14 protein-coding genes and 1 tRNA gene are annotated in these 15,675 nt (G+C 73.9%); 12 read left to right on the forward strand and 3 right to left on the reverse strand.

What is annotated here, in order from left to right:
• The first annotated feature begins 56 nt into the window (after positions 1–56).
• Both ACFV1L_RS03750 and ACFV1L_RS03755 read left to right on the forward strand, forming a co-directional pair.
• The gene (locus ACFV1L_RS03750) at positions 57–383 is read left to right on the forward strand and encodes a hypothetical protein (RefSeq protein WP_380362570.1); all 327 of its coding nucleotides are present in this window, start codon (positions 57–59) and stop codon (positions 381–383) included.
• Positions 384–426: 43 nt separating this feature from the next.
• On the forward strand, positions 427–1,533 hold the full coding sequence (locus ACFV1L_RS03755) for a DUF6745 domain-containing protein (protein ID WP_380362571.1): 1,107 nt from the start codon (positions 427–429) through the stop codon (positions 1,531–1,533).
• A 25-nt stretch (positions 1,534–1,558) separates the two neighbouring features.
• Here ACFV1L_RS03755 and ACFV1L_RS03760 read toward each other — a convergent pair whose 3' ends face one another.
• Positions 1,559–2,317: a TetR/AcrR family transcriptional regulator gene (locus ACFV1L_RS03760; RefSeq protein ID WP_380362573.1), complete on the reverse strand. Its 759-nt coding sequence runs from the start codon at positions 2,315–2,317 to the stop codon at positions 1,559–1,561.
• A gap of 135 nt (positions 2,318–2,452) precedes the next feature.
• Between ACFV1L_RS03760 and ACFV1L_RS03765 the strand changes: the two genes are divergently transcribed.
• The 5 genes from ACFV1L_RS03765 (at position 2,453) to ACFV1L_RS03785 (ending at position 8,548) form a co-directional block, all read left to right on the forward strand.
• Positions 2,453–3,115, forward strand: a complete 663-nt coding sequence (locus ACFV1L_RS03765) for a rhomboid-like protein (protein WP_380362575.1) — start codon at positions 2,453–2,455, stop codon at positions 3,113–3,115.
• 44 nt (positions 3,116–3,159) lie between these two features.
• Complete coding sequence (locus ACFV1L_RS03770; RefSeq protein ID WP_380362577.1) at positions 3,160–4,872, forward strand: DUF885 domain-containing protein; 1,713 nt, start codon at positions 3,160–3,162, stop codon at positions 4,870–4,872.
• A 253-nt stretch (positions 4,873–5,125) separates the two neighbouring features.
• Positions 5,126–6,538, forward strand: a complete 1,413-nt coding sequence (locus ACFV1L_RS03775) for an MFS transporter (protein WP_380362801.1) — start codon at positions 5,126–5,128, stop codon at positions 6,536–6,538.
• 205 nt (positions 6,539–6,743) lie between these two features.
• Positions 6,744–7,718 (forward strand): trypsin-like serine peptidase, encoded by a 975-nt coding sequence (locus ACFV1L_RS03780; RefSeq protein ID WP_380362579.1) that lies wholly within the window; start codon positions 6,744–6,746, stop codon positions 7,716–7,718.
• Between the two features lie 77 nt (positions 7,719–7,795).
• Positions 7,796–8,548, forward strand: coding sequence for a hypothetical protein (locus ACFV1L_RS03785; protein WP_380362581.1), 753 nt, complete (start codon positions 7,796–7,798; stop codon positions 8,546–8,548).
• A gap of 7 nt (positions 8,549–8,555) precedes the next feature.
• Here ACFV1L_RS03785 and ACFV1L_RS03790 read toward each other — a convergent pair whose 3' ends face one another.
• Positions 8,556–8,933 carry a hypothetical protein gene (locus ACFV1L_RS03790; RefSeq protein ID WP_380362583.1) on the reverse strand — a complete coding sequence of 126 codons (378 nt, stop codon included), beginning with the start codon at positions 8,931–8,933 and terminating at the stop codon, positions 8,556–8,558.
• A gap of 86 nt (positions 8,934–9,019) precedes the next feature.
• Positions 9,020–9,091, reverse strand: a tRNA-Arg gene (locus ACFV1L_RS03795).
• 166 nt (positions 9,092–9,257) lie between these two features.
• Here ACFV1L_RS03795 and ACFV1L_RS03800 point away from each other — a divergent pair.
• From ACFV1L_RS03800 to thrC, 5 genes are all read left to right on the forward strand, one after another.
• The gene (locus ACFV1L_RS03800; RefSeq protein WP_380362584.1) at positions 9,258–9,773 is read left to right on the forward strand and encodes a response regulator; all 516 of its coding nucleotides are present in this window, start codon (positions 9,258–9,260) and stop codon (positions 9,771–9,773) included.
• A 117-nt stretch (positions 9,774–9,890) separates the two neighbouring features.
• Positions 9,891–11,546, forward strand: coding sequence for an arginine--tRNA ligase (gene argS, locus ACFV1L_RS03805; protein WP_380362586.1), 1,656 nt, complete (start codon positions 9,891–9,893; stop codon positions 11,544–11,546).
• Between the two features lie 99 nt (positions 11,547–11,645).
• Positions 11,646–13,037 (forward strand): diaminopimelate decarboxylase, encoded by a 1,392-nt coding sequence (lysA, locus tag ACFV1L_RS03810; protein ID WP_380362587.1) that lies wholly within the window; start codon positions 11,646–11,648, stop codon positions 13,035–13,037.
• 132 nt (positions 13,038–13,169) lie between these two features.
• A complete protein-coding gene (locus ACFV1L_RS03815; RefSeq protein ID WP_035866108.1) occupies positions 13,170–14,462 on the forward strand; it encodes a homoserine dehydrogenase in 1,293 nt (430 codons plus the stop codon).
• Positions 14,463–14,468: 6 nt separating this feature from the next.
• A complete protein-coding gene (gene thrC / locus ACFV1L_RS03820) occupies positions 14,469–15,566 on the forward strand; it encodes a threonine synthase (RefSeq protein WP_380362589.1) in 1,098 nt (365 codons plus the stop codon).
• Positions 15,567–15,675 lie beyond the last annotated feature (109 nt).

The raw sequence follows: 15,675 nt of genomic DNA on the forward strand, positions 1-15,675 counted from the left end.
TAGTTTTCCGGTCGGGACGTCCGGCGCCCGGCCGGACCCGACCGCGGGAGGACTCCGTGTACCGCCAGGGTGACGTACTGATCGTGCCGGTCGAGCAGAGCGCGGTCCCGGCCGCCGCGGCCCACCTGCCGCGCCAGCCGCGGGACGGCCGCGGCCGGCTGGTGCTGGCCCTCGGCGAGGTCACCGGTCACGCCCACGCCGTGGTCGGCCCGGGCGAACTGCTGCGCGAGTCCGGCCCGTTCGGCCGGGCCTGGCTGCACCTGCCGGAGGGCGGCAAGGTCGTGCACGAGGAGCACGCGCAGATCGTGCTGCCCAGCGGCTGGTTCCGGGTGGTCCGGCAGCGCGAGTACGTGCCCGGCGCGGTCCGCATCGTCGCGGACTGAGCCCGGCCGCCGCCCCCACCCGTACGAGACGAGGACAGAACTGATGAGCACCCAGCTGACCGGCCGTCCGGCCGACGCCTCGGTGGCCCACTGGCGGGCCGTCGCCGCCGCCACCGGGCCGGCCGACCGGGCCACCGCCGAACAGGCCGTCCGGGCCGCCTACCGGGCCGCCGGGCTGGCCGAGCCCGCCGCGTTCCGGTGGTACCCCTCGCCGCTCGCCGCGGTCACCGACCTGCTCGACCGCCGCGCCGAGTTCGGCGCGAGCGTGCGCGAGCAGGTGCGCACCGCCGCCTGGGAGCGGGCCCGCACCGCGGCGATCGCCGCGCACGGCCCCGGCGGCTGGGCCGAACTGTGGGGTGCGACCGGCGCCGAACTGTCCGCCACCACCGCGCTGCCCGCCGAGCGGGTCCGCGCCGCGCTGCTCGACCACTTCGCCCCCGAGCCGGAGCCGCTCGACTGGGCCGAGGCCCGCAAGCCGGAGAACCGGGAGATCCGCCGGGTGGCCGGCGAGGCCCGCGCCCGGGTCCGGCTCGCCGTGCTGGACGCGGTCGCCGGCCAGCACGACGCCGCCTGGTTCGCGGCCTTCGACACCGCCGGCACCGGCGACGAGGCGCTGGCCGCGCTGGCCGGCGTGGCCCGGCAGGCCGGCTGGTGGTGGCCGTTCGAGAACACCGTGCTGCTCAGCGAACGCCCCGTCGCCCTGCACCGCGACGAGGCCGGCCGGCTCGACCGCGCCGACGGCCCGGCGCTCGCCTACGCCGACGGCTTCGCGCTGTACGCCTGGCGCGGCATGCCGGTCCCCGCGGACTTCCTGGACCGGCTGACCGGCCTCACCGCCGAGCGCATCCGCACCGAGGAGAACGCGGAACTGCGCCGCGTCATGCTGGAGCACTTCGGCTACGACCGCTACCTCGCGGAGTCCGGCGCGGAGCCGCTGCACCGGGACGAGACCGGTGTCCTGTGGCGGATCCAACTCCCCGACGACGAACCGGTGGTGATGGTCGAGGTGGTCAACTCCACGGCCGAACCGGACGGCACCTTCCGCACCTACTACCTGCGCGTCCCGCCGTCCACCCGCACCGCGAGGGCCGGCGTCGCCTGGACGTTCGGGGTCGAGGAGGAGGAGTACCACCCGCAGCGCGAGACGTGAGACGGGACCGCGCGCCCGCCCCCAGTCACAGCCCGACGTCCCGCAACCGCCCCAGCAGCACGCCCGCCGGGCTCTCGTCCGTCTCCAACTGCAGCCAGCGGTGCAGGACTTCGGCGGTCTGGCCGTCGTGGACCGCGGTCGCGGCGGCCATCACCACGAACTGGTCGACGAGCCAGGCGCAGAGCGAGTCGACCGGGATCTGCCGGCCCTCGTCGAGCCAGCTGATCGCGGAGGCCTCGACCACCGAGATCCAGGAGCGGACCAGCAGGGTCAGCCGGGGGCCGGCGGTCCGCACCCCCAGGTGGCGCAGGGTGCGGCGGAGCGCCGCGCGCCGGACGTCGTCGACGATCGCCGAGGTGCGGGCGGTCTCCACGACCGAACCGCCGCGGAGCAGCGCGCCGTAGCCCGCGGCGTGCTCGCCGACGAAGTCGAAGTACCGGCGCAGGACCGCGCCGAGCTGCTCGGTCGGGGTGCCGGGGAGGGCGGCGACGGTGAAGCGGGCGGTGAGCTCGGCGGCGGCGCTGCGCAGCGCCGCCTCGTACAACTGCTGCTTGCCGCCGACGAAGTAGCGGTACACCAGCGGGCGGGACGCCCCGGCGGCCTCCGCGACGTCGTCGAGCGAGACCTCCTCGGGCGGGCGGGCGGCGAACAGTTCGAGGGCGACGGCGATCAGCTGCTCGCGCCGCTGCTGGACGGGCAGCCGGCGGTAGGAGGCGCGCCGGGGGCGGTCCGCCGCGGCGCGGTCGTCGACGGATGCCTCGACGGGGGAGGGGGTCGCTGCCATGGGTGCCAGGGTAATCGCCGGGCGGGCCGGCGGAACCCGCCGCACGGCCGCCACCGGCGGGTCCTTGCGGACCCACCGCCCGCACCGACCCCAGACTGTGACGAGGTGTCGGCGGAGCGCGGCGAGGAGCGGCCGGTGCGGTGGTTGCGGGCGGTCGGACGGTGGATCGCGAAGTCCCCGGGAACGTACGGGTGGCTGCTGCTGCTCGCGGCCACCAGCTTCGTGGTGGCCCGGATGGACCCGGCCGCGCTGGACTACTTCCTGCAGCGGCGCTCCACCAACCTCGACCAGCTGAACTCGCACCCGGTGCACGCCCTGCTGGCCAGCCTGATCTGGACCGAGCAGGCGAACTTCCCGTTCTACTTCGTGCTGTTCCACGTCTTCCACGTCCCCGCCGAACGCTGGCTCGGCACCGGCCGCTGGCTGACGGTGGCGCTGACCGCACACGTGCTGGCGACGCTCGTCAGCCAGGGCGTGGTGGCGTGGGGCGTGCACCACCACGTGCTGCCGATGAACATGGCGGACACCGTGGACGTCGGGGTGTCGTACGCGCTGGCCGGCGTGGAGGGCGTGCTGACCTACGGCCTGGCCGGGGCCTGGCGGTGGGTGTACGGCTGCGGGCTGGTGGTGTTCTACCTGGTGCCGCTGCTGGTCCTCCACACCTTCACCGACCTGGGGCACTTCTGCGCGGTGCTGATCGGCCTGGCGTTCCGCCCGATCACCCGCGGCCGGCCGGTCTGGGACCCGGGGCGGACGCTGCGCCGGCTGCGGCCGGGCCACCGGCGGGCCGGCAGCTGATCCACGGGACTTGAATTCGTCCGGCGCTGCGACAGGATGGCCCGATGGCTCATGAACTGAACGACCGTCACCCCGGCGGCCCCACCCCGCGCCGCATCGCCGATGCCCACGTCCACGCCCTCGCCGACCTCGACCCGCTGACCGCGGTCTACCTCGGCCTCAACCCGGACGACGACCGGCTGACCGACCTGTCCCCGGCCGGCCTCGCCGCCACCGCCGACCTGGCCCGCCGCACCCTCGCCGAACTGGACGCGCTGGAGGCGTCCGGCCCGGTCGAGGACGAGGCGGAGCGCCGCTGCGCCCGGCTGCTGCGCGAGCGGCTGACCGCCGAACTCGCCGTGCACGACGCCGGCGAGGAGGTCCGGTCGGTCCGCAACCTGGGCTCGCCGGTGCACAACACCCGCGAGATGTTCACCCTGCTGCCCACCGACACCGACCAGGACTGGCTGCGCCTCGGCCGCCGGCTGGCCCGCTTCCCGCAGGCGATGGCCCAGTACCGGCAGACCCTGGAGGAGGGCATCGCCCGCGGCCTGTTCTCGGCGCCGCGCCAGGTCGACACCGTGGTCGGCCAGCTGGGCGAGTGGATCGAGTCGGAGCGCCCCGGCGGGTGGTTCGGCGACCTGGTCGCCCCCGCGCCCGAGGCGCTGCGCGAGCAGCTGACCGCCACCGCCGTCGAGGCCACCGCGGCCCTCGCCGAGCTGCGCGACTGGCTGCGCGACGTGTACGGCCCGGCCGCGCAGGGCACCCCCGACGCGGTCGGCCGGGAGCGCTACACCCGCTGGGTGCGCTACTGGACGGGCGCCGAACTGGACCTGGACGAGGCGTACCGCTGGGCCTGGGAGCAGTTCCACGAGCTGGACGCGCAGATGCGCGTCGAGGCGGAGAAGGTGCTGCCCGGGGCCACCCCGATGCAGGCCATGAAGTGGCTGGAGACCGAGGGCCCGGCGATCCGCGGCGAGCAGGCCGTGCAGGAGTACCTGCAGGGCCTGATGGACCGGGCGATCGAGGACCTGCAGGGCGTGCACTTCGACCTGGCCGACCCGCTGCTGAAGGTCGAGTCGAGGATCGCCCCGCCCGGCAGCGCCGCCGCGCCGTACTACACCCAGCCGTCGCTGGACTTCTCCCGCCCGGGCCGGACCTGGCTGCCCACCCTGGGCCGCGAGGCCTTCCCCGAGTGGGACCTGGTCTCCACCTGGTACCACGAGGGCGTCCCCGGCCACCACCTGCAGCTCGCGCAGTGGACGTACATGGCGGACCGGCTGTCCACCTACCAGGTCACCCTCGGCGGCGTCAGCGCCAACATGGAGGGCTGGGCGCTGTACGCGGAGCGCCTGATGGACGAGCTCGGCCACCTCACCGACCCCGGCCACCGCCTCGGCTACCTGAACGCGCAGATGATGCGGGCGCTGCGGGTGATCGTCGACATCGGCATGCACGCCGAGCTGGACTTCCCGGCGGACTCGCCGTTCGCCCCCGGCGAGCGGATGCTGCCGGAGCGCGCCCGAGCGTTCTTCGGCGAGTACTGCGGCCTGTCCGCCGAGTTCCTGGACTCCGAGCTGGTCCGCTACCTGGGACTGCCCGGCCAGGCGATCGGCTACAAGCTCGGCGAGCGCGCCTGGCTGAGCGGCCGGGCCGCGGCCCGGGCGGCGGCCGAGGCGCGCGGCGAGGAGTTCGACCTGAAGGCGTGGCACATGGCCGCGCTGTCGCAGGGCTCGCTGGGCCTGGACGACCTGGTGCGGGAGCTGAGCGCGCTGTAACCGGAGGAGTGTCCCGGGTGGCCGAGCGGCCGGGCACCCGGGCCCCTCGTCCCAAATGGTGACAAAAACACCCGAGCCGCCTTGCCGGTCCCCCGATCGGGCGTTTGGCTGGAGAGAGCGCCGTGAGCGCGCCAGGCCCATTCCCGATTCGGCGGAAGGCGGTCCTCCGGTGACCTCCCAGCACGCCCCCGACACCCAGACGGCGGATCCGCGCCGCTGGTGGGCCCTGGCGGTCATCGCCATCGCCCAACTGATGATCGTCCTGGACGCGACGATCGTGAACATCGCCCTCCCGTCCGCCCAGCACGACCTGGGCATCTCCAACGCCAACCGGCAGTGGGTGATCACCGCCTACACGCTGGCCTTCGGCGGACTGCTGCTGCTCGGCGGCCGGATCGGCGACCTCTTCGGACGCAAGCGCACCTTCATCGTCGGCCTGCTCGGCTTCGCGCTGGCCTCCTGCCTCGGCGGCTTCGCCACCACCGGCGGCATGCTGTTCGCCGCCCGCGCGCTGCAGGGCGCGTTCGGCGCGCTGCTCGCCCCGTCCGCGCTGTCGCTGCTGTCGATCACCTTCCGCGACCCGCGCGAACGGGCCACCGCGTTCGGCGTGTTCGGCGCGCTGGCCGGCGGCGGCGCGGCGATCGGCCTGATCACCGGCGGCCTGCTCACCGAGTACCTGAGCTGGCGCTGGTGCCTGTACGTCAACGGCCCGATCGCCGCCGCCACCGCGATCGGCGCCTACTACCTGCTGCGCCGCGACCACATCGACCGCTCGCACCGGGTCCGGCTCGACCTGCCCGGAGCGTTCTTCGGCTGCGGCGGCCTGCTGGCGATCGTCTACGGCACCTCCGAGGCCGTCGACCGAGGCTGGGGCGACTGGCTGGTGCTCACCGCGCTGAGCGTCGGCGCCGCCCTGCTGGTGGTGTTCGCCCTCGTCGAGCGGCGCACCCCGCACGCCCTGCTGCCGATGCACCTGGTCCGCGACCGCAACCGGGCCGGCGGCGCGCTCTCGGTCGGCCTCGCCGTGATCGCCATGTACGGCCTGTTCCTGTTCCTGACGTACTACCTGCAGGTCATCAAGGGCTACTCGCCGATCCGGGCCGGCGTCTCGTTCCTGCCGATGACCGGCGCGATCATCGTCAGTTCGGCCGGGATCGGCTCCCGGCTGATGACCCGCATCCCGACCCGCGCGCTGATGGTCCCCGGCCTGCTGATCGGCGCGGGCGGCATGGCCTGGCTCACCCAGCTGCAGGTGGACAGCTCGTACGTCGGCCTGGTGCTGCCCGCCGAGATGCTGCTCGGCATCGGCCTCGGGCTGGTGTTCATGCCGGCGATCAGCCTGGCCACGCTCGGCGTCGCCCCGGAGGAGACCGGCGCCGCCTCCGCCATCATCAACAGCGCCCAGCAGGTGGGCGGTTCGATCGGCACCGCGCTGCTGAACACCATCGCGGCCAGCGCCACCGCCAGCTACCTGCTCACCCGCAACCCGGCCGATCCCCTGGTCCAGGCGCAGGGCGCGGTGCACGGCTACGCGGTCGCCACCGTCGTCGCGATGGGCATCCTGCTGCTCGCCGCGGTGGTCGCGTTCCTGATGATCGACCACCGGCCCGCCCCGGGCGAGGCCGAGGGCGAGACGGCGCAGGCCGAGGCCCGCGCCGTCGCCTGACCCGCCGTCAGGCGTCGCCGCCGCCGCACCCGGGCCCGGTCGTGAGACCCTGCTGTCCGCCGCCGGAAATCTCACCCGCCTCCCAGGTGGGAATCACCGCATTTCCAGGTCGGCAGCGCATATTCGAGACAGCTCGGGTCATCCGGTGACCACGTGCACGGACGGGGACACCGGTACCACCACCGGTCGGCAGGAACGGGACAGCATGGGACGGCACACCAGGCAGCGCGAGCGCCGCTCGCTGCGGCCGGTCGCACTCACCTCGGTGCTCGCCGTCGGCGTGGTCGGCGCGATAGCCGCCGCCGGCGTGCTGAGCCTCCACCTGCGCGACCCGCAGCAGCGGCCCAGCACCGACGCCGTGGCGGCGGCCGGCGCGGCCCCGGTCCGGCCGGCGAGCCCCGCCGCCGTCGCGAGCCCCGCCGCCGGCCCGGACACCGCAGGCGGCGCGGGCGAGCCGCCCGGCGCGCTGAACGCCGCCCCGTCGACCGGTCCGGCCGCCGGCGCCACCCGGCAGATCCCGCCCACCGCCCCGCCGGACGTCCGGCTCGGCAGCACCGCCGCCGCCCCGGTCAACGCCGAATCGGCCCGCGTCGGCGCGCTGTTCGACGGCAACGTCGGCCCCGGCGACCACTTCTGCACCGCCAGCGTCATCGACAGCCCCGGACGGAACCTGATCCTCACCGCCGCGCACTGCCTGTCCGGGGTCGGCGACGTCACCTTCGTCCCCGGCTACCGCGACGGCCAGGCGCCGTACGGCAGTTGGCAGGTCACCAAGGTGTACACCGCGGACGGCTGGCGGAACGGCGACGACCCCGACGAGGACTTCGCGGTGCTCGCCGTCGCCCCCCGCGACGGCGTCCGGATCGAGGACGCCGTCGGCGGCAACCCGATCGCCGTGGGCGCCGCCTGGACGGTCCAGAGCCGGCTGTACGGGTACCCGGCGGGCTCCGAGACGCCCGTCGTGTGCACCAACGTCACCGGCCGCGAGGACACCTACCAGCGCCAGATCGACTGCCCGTCGTTCCCCGGCGGCACCAGCGGCGGCCCGTTCATCGACGCCGCCACCGGGCAGGTGGTCGGCGTCATCGGCGGATACCAGCAGGGCGGCGACACCGACGACACCTCCTACAGCGCCTACTTCGACCACACCGTCGCCGACCTGATCGCCCGCGCGGGCTGAGCCGCCGCCGCACCCCCTCCCGCGCCGCCCCCGCGTCACCCACAATGGGGCGACGACCCACACGAACGGGAGGCGCGGTGTTCCGCCGCTGGTGGTTCCTCAAGGCCCAGGTGCCCGCCCCGGCACCCGAGCACCACCCGAGCCGCCGGGAGCTCCGCGCGCACCGGGCGCTCGTCCTCGGCGAGTGGCAGGCCCTCCGGGACCGGCTGCGGGAGCTCGCCGCCGAGCGGGTCACCGCCGCCGGCGAGGTCTTCCGGGCCGCCGAACTCCGGCTCCCCACCGAGGAGTCCGCCGCCCGCCGGGCCTACCAGTGGGCGCTGGAGGCGTACGAGGCCGCGGGCCGGCTGCTCGACCGCGCCCACCACGAGGACACCGACCTGCCCGACCTGGCCGCCGCCGTCGTCCTCGCCGAACAGGCCGTCGAACGGCTCGCCGCCGCCCACCTGCTGCACGCCGGCGGGCGGCCCGGCCCGCTCGCCGTCCGCTGCTACTGGAACCCGCTGCACGGCCCCGCCGAGAGCGCCGCCGAGCCGCCCGGGAACCGCAGGTCCCGCCAGCGGCCCAGGAACACCGCGCGCGAGGCCGCCGCCGACCGCCGGCCCGCCTGCCGCTCCTGCCGCACCGCGATCCTGGCCGGCCAGACCCCCGACGTGCTGCCCGCCCTGCTCCCCGCCAAGGCCGCGCCCGGCCGCAAGGGCCCCGTGCTGGTGCCGTACTTCGCCGTGCCCCGCCAGTGGTCGCCCTGGTCGACCACCGCGTGCGGCGCCTACGACCCCGCCACCCCGGCCCTCGTGCTGCGCGGCGACCACCGCCGGCACCCGCCGCGCTGAGGCGCCGTCAGGCCGCCGCGCGGGCGAAGCCGCCGTGCGAACGGCCGTCCAACAGCGCCGGCCAGTCGAACGGCCCGTCCGGGTCGGTCCCGTCCGGCAGCGACACCACCAGGGCCCCGCCGGCCCGTTCGACCTCGGCGCACCAGCGGGACACCTGCTCCGGGCCGGCCGCGCCGCCCAGGGTCGGGAAGAGGCAGCCCGCGTCCCCGGGCCCGTCCAGCACGCAGAGCGTCAGCCGGGCCAGCACCGACCAGCCGTCCAGCGCGGGCGCCGCGCCGTCCCGCAGTCGGAGCGCGGGCAGCGCGGGGTGCACCGGGGCGCCGGTCAGCAGCAGGATCGGCGCGGACGCCCCGGAGACGAGCCGCACCTGCTCGGGAGAGATCATCACGGTCTGCACCCTGCCACATCCCGGAACACGAAGAAGGCCCAAGTCCCCTGGACTTGAGCCTTGTTCACGCACTTGCTGCGAAGTGCCCCCGGTAGGATTCGAACCTACGCACCCGCCTCCGGAGGGCGGTGCTCTATCCCCTGAGCTACGGGGGCCCTGGCTGGTCCTGCGACCACCCGGCCTTGCGGGGAAAACACTACCAGGGAAACTCCGTGCTCCGTGCACGGGTTTCCGGCGGGGGTGTCCGACGGGCCGTCAGGGCAACCGGCAAGTAGCGGAAAGGCCGGACGGGGAGGGCGGACCGCGGCTACCCTCGGTGAGGTGGCGGCGACGTCGGGGCGGGTCCTCGTGGTGGACGACAGCGAGGTGATCCGCCGACTGATCAAGGTCAACCTGGAGCTGGAGGGCTTCGAGGTGGTGACCGCCGCCGACGGTGCCGAGTGCCTGGAGGTGGTCCGCCGGGTCGCGCCGGACGTGGTGACGCTGGACGTGATGATGCCCCGGCTGGACGGCCTGCGGACGGCGGCCCGGCTGCGCGCCGCGTGGCAGACCGCGCACCTGCCGATCGCGATCGTCAGCGCCTGCACCCCGGCGGACCTGGAGCGCGGCGAGTCGGTGGGCGTGGACGGCTACCTGGCGAAGCCGTTCGACCCGGCCGACCTGGTGGAGCTGGTGCGCCGGCTGCGGGCGATGGACCGGCCGGCCGCGGCGGGGGCCGGGCGCCGCTTCGCGTACGACTTCGGCAGTTCGGCGGGCCAGGCCGCCCGGAACCCGCGGGATTTCGCCCTGAGCGAACAGTCGCAGGAACTTGTTCCGCCGGACGAGGCACGCCCCTGAGATGTGCCCGTCTGCGGCGCGGTCCGACGAGACGAAGCACAGCCGGCGGCACGACGCGCGCCCCGTTGCGCAAACCGAGTGGCGGTCGACCACCCCGTCTCGCCTAGGCTTGGGCCCGTGACACCCGCAGAACTCTCCCAGGCAGTCCAGGCCGCCGTCAGCGCCGCCGTCCAGGCCGGCGAGCTGACCGTCGACGTGCCCGCGCACGTGACGGTCGAGCGGCCCAAGAACAGGGACCACGGCGACTACGCCACCAACGTGGCCCTCCAGCTCGCGAAGCCGGCCGGCAAGCCGCCGCGAGCCGTCGCGGAGATCCTCTCCGCCCGCCTCCGAGAGATCACCGGCGTCGCCAAGGTCGACATCGCCGGTCCGGGCTTCCTGAACATCACGCTGGACGCCGCCACCCAGGGCGAGCTGGCGCGCACCATCGTCGAGGCCGGCGAGGCGTACGGCCGCAACGAGGCGCTCAAGGGCCTGAAGATCAACCTGGAGTTCGTCTCGGCGAACCCGACCGGCCCGATCCACATCGGCGGCGTCCGCTGGGCCGCCGTCGGCGACTCGCTGGCGCGCGTCCTCAAGGCGTCCGGCGCCGAGGTGTCCACCGAGTACTACCTCAACGACGCCGGCGTGCAGATCACCAAGTTCGCCAAGTCGCTGAAGGCCGCCGCCAACGGGCAGCCCGCGCCCGAGGACGGCTACGTCGGCGAGTACATCACCGACATCGCCAAGGCCGTCACCGACGGCGTGCCCGGCATCCTGGACCTGCCCGAGGACGAGCAGCTGCAGGCCTTCCGCACCGAGGGCCTGAAGCTGATGGTCGCCGAGATCCAGCGCTCCATGGCCGAGTTCGGGGTGCACTTCGACACCTGGTTCTCCGAGCAGACGCTGCACGACTCCGGCGCCGTGGAGAAGGCCATCGAGCGGCTGCGCGAGCAGGGCCACGTCTTCGACCGGGACGGCGCGATCTGGCTGCGCACCACCGACTTCGGCGACGACAAGGACCGCGTCCTGATCAAGGCCGACGGCGAGACCACCTACTTCGCCGCCGACGCCGCCTACTACCTGAGCAAGCGGGACCGCGGCGCGGAGGTCTCGGTCTACATGCTCGGCGCCGACCACCACGGCTACGTCAACCGCCTCAAGGCCATCGCGGCCTGCGCCGGCGACGACATGGACCGCAACATCGAGGTGATGATCGGCCAGTTCGTGAAGATGCTGCGCGACGGCAAGGAGGTCCGCCTCTCCAAGCGCGCCGGCAACATCATCACGATCGACGACGTGATCGACTGGATCGGCGTGGACGCCGCCCGCTACATGCTGGTCCGGCAGTCCACCGACTCCACCATCACCATCGACATCGACGTGGTGACCAGCCAGACCGCCGAGAACCCGGTGTTCTACGTGCAGTACGCGCACGCCCGGATGTGCTCCGTGGCGCGCAACGCGGCGGAGAAGGGCATCGAGCGCAGCGCGGACTTCAAACCGGAGCTGCTGGACACCGAGTGGGAGAACAACCTGCTCGGCCAGCTCGGCGAGTTCCCGCGCGTGCTCGCCAAGGCCGGCGAGCTGCGCGAGCCGCACCACGTCGCCACCTACCTGGAGCAGCTGGCCCGCGCCTACCACCGGTTCTACGACAACTGCCAGATCCTGCCGAAGGGCGACGAGGAGGTCACCGACCTCACGCACGCCCGCCTCTGGCTCGCCGACGCCACGCGAACGACGCTCGCCAACGGGCTCGGCCTGCTGGGCGTCTCGGCGCCCGAGCGGATGTAACGCACCACAACCCCCAAGCGCAGCACGATGCGGGGGCGGCCGACCGGTCGACGGAGACCGGTCGCCGCCCCTTGCCATAGGTCGAGGAAGTCCACGCACATGTCTCGCTCCGCCCACCCCGCAGGACCCCGGCACGGCGACGTCCTGCCCGAGGGCCACTACCAGGCCCCGCCCGCCGACCTGAACGCCCTCGACCCGAAGGTCTGGTCGCGCACCGTCGCCCGCAACGCGGACGGCGTCGCCACCGTCGGCGGCATCGACGTCCGCACCCTGGCCGCCGAGTTCGGCACCCCCGCCTACGTCCTGGACGAGGCCGACTTCCGGGCCCGCGCCCGGGCCTGGCGGGACGCGTTCGGCGACGACGCCGACGTGTACTACGCCGGCAAGGCGTTCCTGTCCAAGGCCGTGGTCCGCTGGCTGCACGAGGAGGGCCTCAACGTCGACGTGTGCTCCTCCGGCGAGCTGCACGTGGCGCTGGCGGCCGGCATGCCGGGGGAGCGCATCGCGCTGCACGGCAACAACAAGTCGGTGCAGGAGCTGGAGCAGGCCGTGAAGGCCGGCGTCGGGCACATCGTGCTCGACTCCTACCTGGAGATCGAGCGGCTCGCCGAGATCGCCGAGGCGCAGGGCGTCCGCCAGCCGGTGCTGATCCGGATCACCGTCGGCGTCGAGGCGCACACCCACGAGTTCATCGCCACCGCGCACGAGGACCAGAAGTTCGGCCTCTCGCTGAACGGGGGCGCGGCCGCCGAGGCGGTCCGCCGGGTGCTCGCCAAGCCGAGCCTCGAACTGCGCGGCATCCACTCGCACATCGGCTCGCAGATCTTCGACTTCGCCGGCTTCGAGGTGGCCGCCCGCCGGGTGGTCGGCCTGCTCGCCGAGGTCCGCGACGAGCACGGGATCGAACTGCCGGAGATCGACCTCGGCGGCGGCCTCGGCATCGCCTACACCCCCGACGACGACCCGCGGGAACCCGCCGAGATCGCCGCCCGGCTCGGCGAGATCGTCCGACGCGAGTGCGCCGCGGCGCAGTTGACGGCCCCTCGGATCTCCGTCGAGCCCGGCCGGGCGATCGTCGGCCCGACCGCGTTCACGCTGTACGAGGTCGGCACCGTCAAGCAGTTGGAGGGCCTGCGCACCTACGTCAGCGTGGACGGCGGCATGTCCGACAACATCCGCACCGCGCTGTACGACGCCGAGTACTCGGTGGCGCTGGTCTCCCGCACCAGCGAGGCCGAGCCGATGCTGGTCCGGGTGGTCGGCAAGCACTGCGAGTCCGGCGACATCGTGGTCCGGGACGCCTTCCTGCCCGCCGACCTGGCCCCCGGCGACCTGATCGCGGTGCCCGCCACCGGCGCCTACTGCCGGTCGATGGCGAGCAACTACAACCACGCCCTCAAGCCCCCCGTGCTGGCCGTCGCCGACGGTGCCGCCCGGGCCATCGTCCGCCGCGAGACGGAACAGGATCTCCTGCGCCTCGATATCGGCTGACGAAATTTTCGTCTCAGAACGTGGACCGGCCGTAGATCCGTGCGGAAAGTCCCGGAGACTGGTACGGACAGGAAAGCCCCCGGGGACACCGAATCGCCCCGCCGGGGACCGAAGAATGCAGAGCGGAGTCGGATGATGCGTACGCGCCCGCTGAAGGTGGCGTTGCTGGGCTGTGGTGTGGTGGGCTCCGAGGTGGCGCGCATCATGACGACGACGGCCGACGACCTCGCCGCGCGCATCGGCGCCCCGGTGGAGCTCGCGGGCATCGCGGTCCGGCGGGCCGGGCGCCCCCGCCCCGGGGTGCCCGAGCACCTGCTCACCACCGACGCCGAGGCCCTGGTCGGCCGCGGCGACATCGACGTGGTGATTGAGGTCGTGGGCGGCATCGAGCCGTCCAAATCGCTGATCCTGAAAGCCTTCGAGGGCGGCGCCTCGGTGGTCTCCGCCAACAAGGCGCTGCTCGCCAAGGACGGCGCCGAACTGCACGCCGCGGCCGCCGCGGCCGGCGCCGACCTCTACTACGAGGCCGCCGTGGCCGGAGCCATCCCGCTGCTGCGCCCGCTGCGCGAGTCGCTGGCCGGCGACAAGGTGAACCGGGTGCTGGGCATCGTCAACGGCACCACCAACTTCATCCTCGACAAGATGGACACCACCGGCGCCGGCTACTCCGAGGCGCTGGAGGAGGCCACCGCGCTGGGCTACGCCGAGGCCGACCCGACCGCCGACGTGGAGGGCTTCGACGCCGCCGCGAAGGCCGCCATCCTGGCCGGGATCGCCTTCCACACCAAGGTGACCGCCGCCGACGTCTACCGCGAGGGCATCACGGAGGTCACCGCCGCCGACATCGCCTCCGCCAAGCAGATGGGCTGCGTGGTCAAGCTGCTGGCGATCTGCGAGCGCGCCGCCGACGGCGCCTCGGTCACCGCCCGGGTCCACCCGGCGATGATCCCGCTCAGCCACCCGCTGGCCTCCGTCCGCGAGGCCTACAACGCGGTGTTCGTGGAGGCCGAGGCGGCCGGCCGGCTGATGTTCTACGGCCCCGGCGCGGGCGGCTCGCCGACCGCCTCCGCGGTCCTCGGCGACCTGGTCGCGGTCTGCCGCAACAAGGTCAACGGCACCACCGGCCCCGGCGACTCGGTCTACGCCCAGCTGCCCGCCAAGCCGATGGACGAGGTGGTCACCCGCTACCACGTCAGCCTCGACGTGGACGACCGGGCCGGCGTGCTCGCCCAGGTCGCGTCGGTCTTCGCCGAGCACGGCGTCTCCATCGACACCGTGCGCCAGCAGGGCCGCGACGGCGACGCCGCGCTCGTCGTGGTCACCCACCGCGCCACCGACGCCGCCCTCTCGGCGACGGTCGACAAGCTCCGCGCACTGGACAGCGTGCGCGACGTGGCCAGCATCATGCGGGTCGAAGGGGAGTAGGAAACCATGAACGCCCTTGCCGGAAACGCTGCCCGAGGCGTCCACACCCACCAGTGGCGCGGCCTCATCGAGGAGTACCGCGACCGCCTCCCGGTCACCGCCGCCACGCCGGTGGTCACCCTGCTGGAGGGCGGCACGCCGCTCGTCCCCGCCCAGGTGCTCTCCGAGCGCACCGGCTGCGACGTCTACCTCAAGGTCGAAGGCGCCAACCCGACCGGCTCCTTCAAGGACCGCGGGATGACCATGGCCATCTCCAAGGCCAAGGAGGACGGCGCCCAGGCCGTCATCTGCGCCTCCACCGGCAACACCTCCGCCTCCGCCGCCGCCTACGCGGTGCGGGCCGGCATGGTCTCGGCCGTCCTCGTCCCGCAGGGCAAGATCGCCCTCGGCAAGATGGGCCAGGCCCTGGTGCACGGCGCGAAGATCCTCCAGGTCGACGGCAACTTCGACGACTGCCTGACGCTCGCCCGCGACCTGTCCGAGAAGTACCCGGTCGCCCTGGTCAACTCGGTCAACCCGGTGCGCATCGAGGGCCAGAAGACCGCCGCCTTCGAGATCGTCGACATGCTCGGAGACGCCCCCGACATCCACGTCCTCCCGGTCGGCAACGCGGGCAACATCACCGCCTACTGGAAGGGCTACCGCGAGTACGCGGCGGACGGCCTCTCCTCCAGGACCCCCCGGATGTGGGGCTTCCAGGCCTCCGGCTCCGCACCCATCGTGGACGGCGCCCCGGTCCTCAAGCCGCAGACCATCGCCACCGCGATCCGGATCGGCAACCCGGCCTCCTGGGACTACGCGCTGGCCGCCCGGGACGAGTCCGGCGGCCTCATCGACAAGGTGACGGACCGCCAGATCCTTTCCGCCTACCGGCTGTTGGCCGCGCAGGAGGGCGTCTTCGTGGAGCCCGCCTCGGCCGCCTCGGTGGCCGGCCTGCTGGCCAAGGCCGAAGCCGGACTGGTCGACCCCGGCCAGCGGATCGTCTGCACCGTCACCGGCAACGGCCTCAAGGACCCGGACTGGGCGGTGGCCGGCGCGCCCCAGCCGCAGGTCGTCCCGATCGACCCGGAGGCGGCCGCCCGCCGCCTCGGCCTGCTGGACTGACCCTGACCCCGCGTCAACACGGCGAGGGGGGGGCCCCCGGGGGGGCCCGGGCGCCGCCCCCCCGACTCTGGGTACCCAGCGCCGCTTTGGAGGCGGGTTTGGGGTCGCG

This window comes from Kitasatospora sp. NPDC059646 (assembly GCF_042734615.1).
Classification (GTDB): Bacteria; Actinomycetota; Actinomycetes; order Streptomycetales; family Streptomycetaceae; genus Kitasatospora.

What these genes read in the sequence shown, in the direction of transcription:
- lysA (WP_380362587.1), top strand. Translation starts at nt 11,646, where the DNA reads ATGTCTCGCTCCGCCCACCCCGCAGGACCCCGGCACGGCGACGTCCTG.
- ACFV1L_RS03775 (WP_380362801.1), top strand. Translation starts at nt 5,126, where the DNA reads ATGATCGTCCTGGACGCGACGATCGTGAACATCGCCCTCCCGTCCGCC.
- ACFV1L_RS03780 (WP_380362579.1), top strand. Translation starts at nt 6,744, where the DNA reads ATGGGACGGCACACCAGGCAGCGCGAGCGCCGCTCGCTGCGGCCGGTC.
- ACFV1L_RS03790 (WP_380362583.1), bottom strand. Translation starts at nt 8,933, where the DNA reads ATGATCTCTCCCGAGCAGGTGCGGCTCGTCTCCGGGGCGTCCGCGCCG.
- thrC (WP_380362589.1), top strand. Translation starts at nt 14,469, where the DNA reads ATGAACGCCCTTGCCGGAAACGCTGCCCGAGGCGTCCACACCCACCAG.
- ACFV1L_RS03760 (WP_380362573.1), bottom strand. Translation starts at nt 2,317, where the DNA reads ATGGCAGCGACCCCCTCCCCCGTCGAGGCATCCGTCGACGACCGCGCC.
- ACFV1L_RS03755 (WP_380362571.1), top strand. Translation starts at nt 427, where the DNA reads ATGAGCACCCAGCTGACCGGCCGTCCGGCCGACGCCTCGGTGGCCCAC.
- ACFV1L_RS03815 (WP_035866108.1), top strand. Translation starts at nt 13,170, where the DNA reads ATGATGCGTACGCGCCCGCTGAAGGTGGCGTTGCTGGGCTGTGGTGTG.
- ACFV1L_RS03770 (WP_380362577.1), top strand. Translation starts at nt 3,160, where the DNA reads ATGGCTCATGAACTGAACGACCGTCACCCCGGCGGCCCCACCCCGCGC.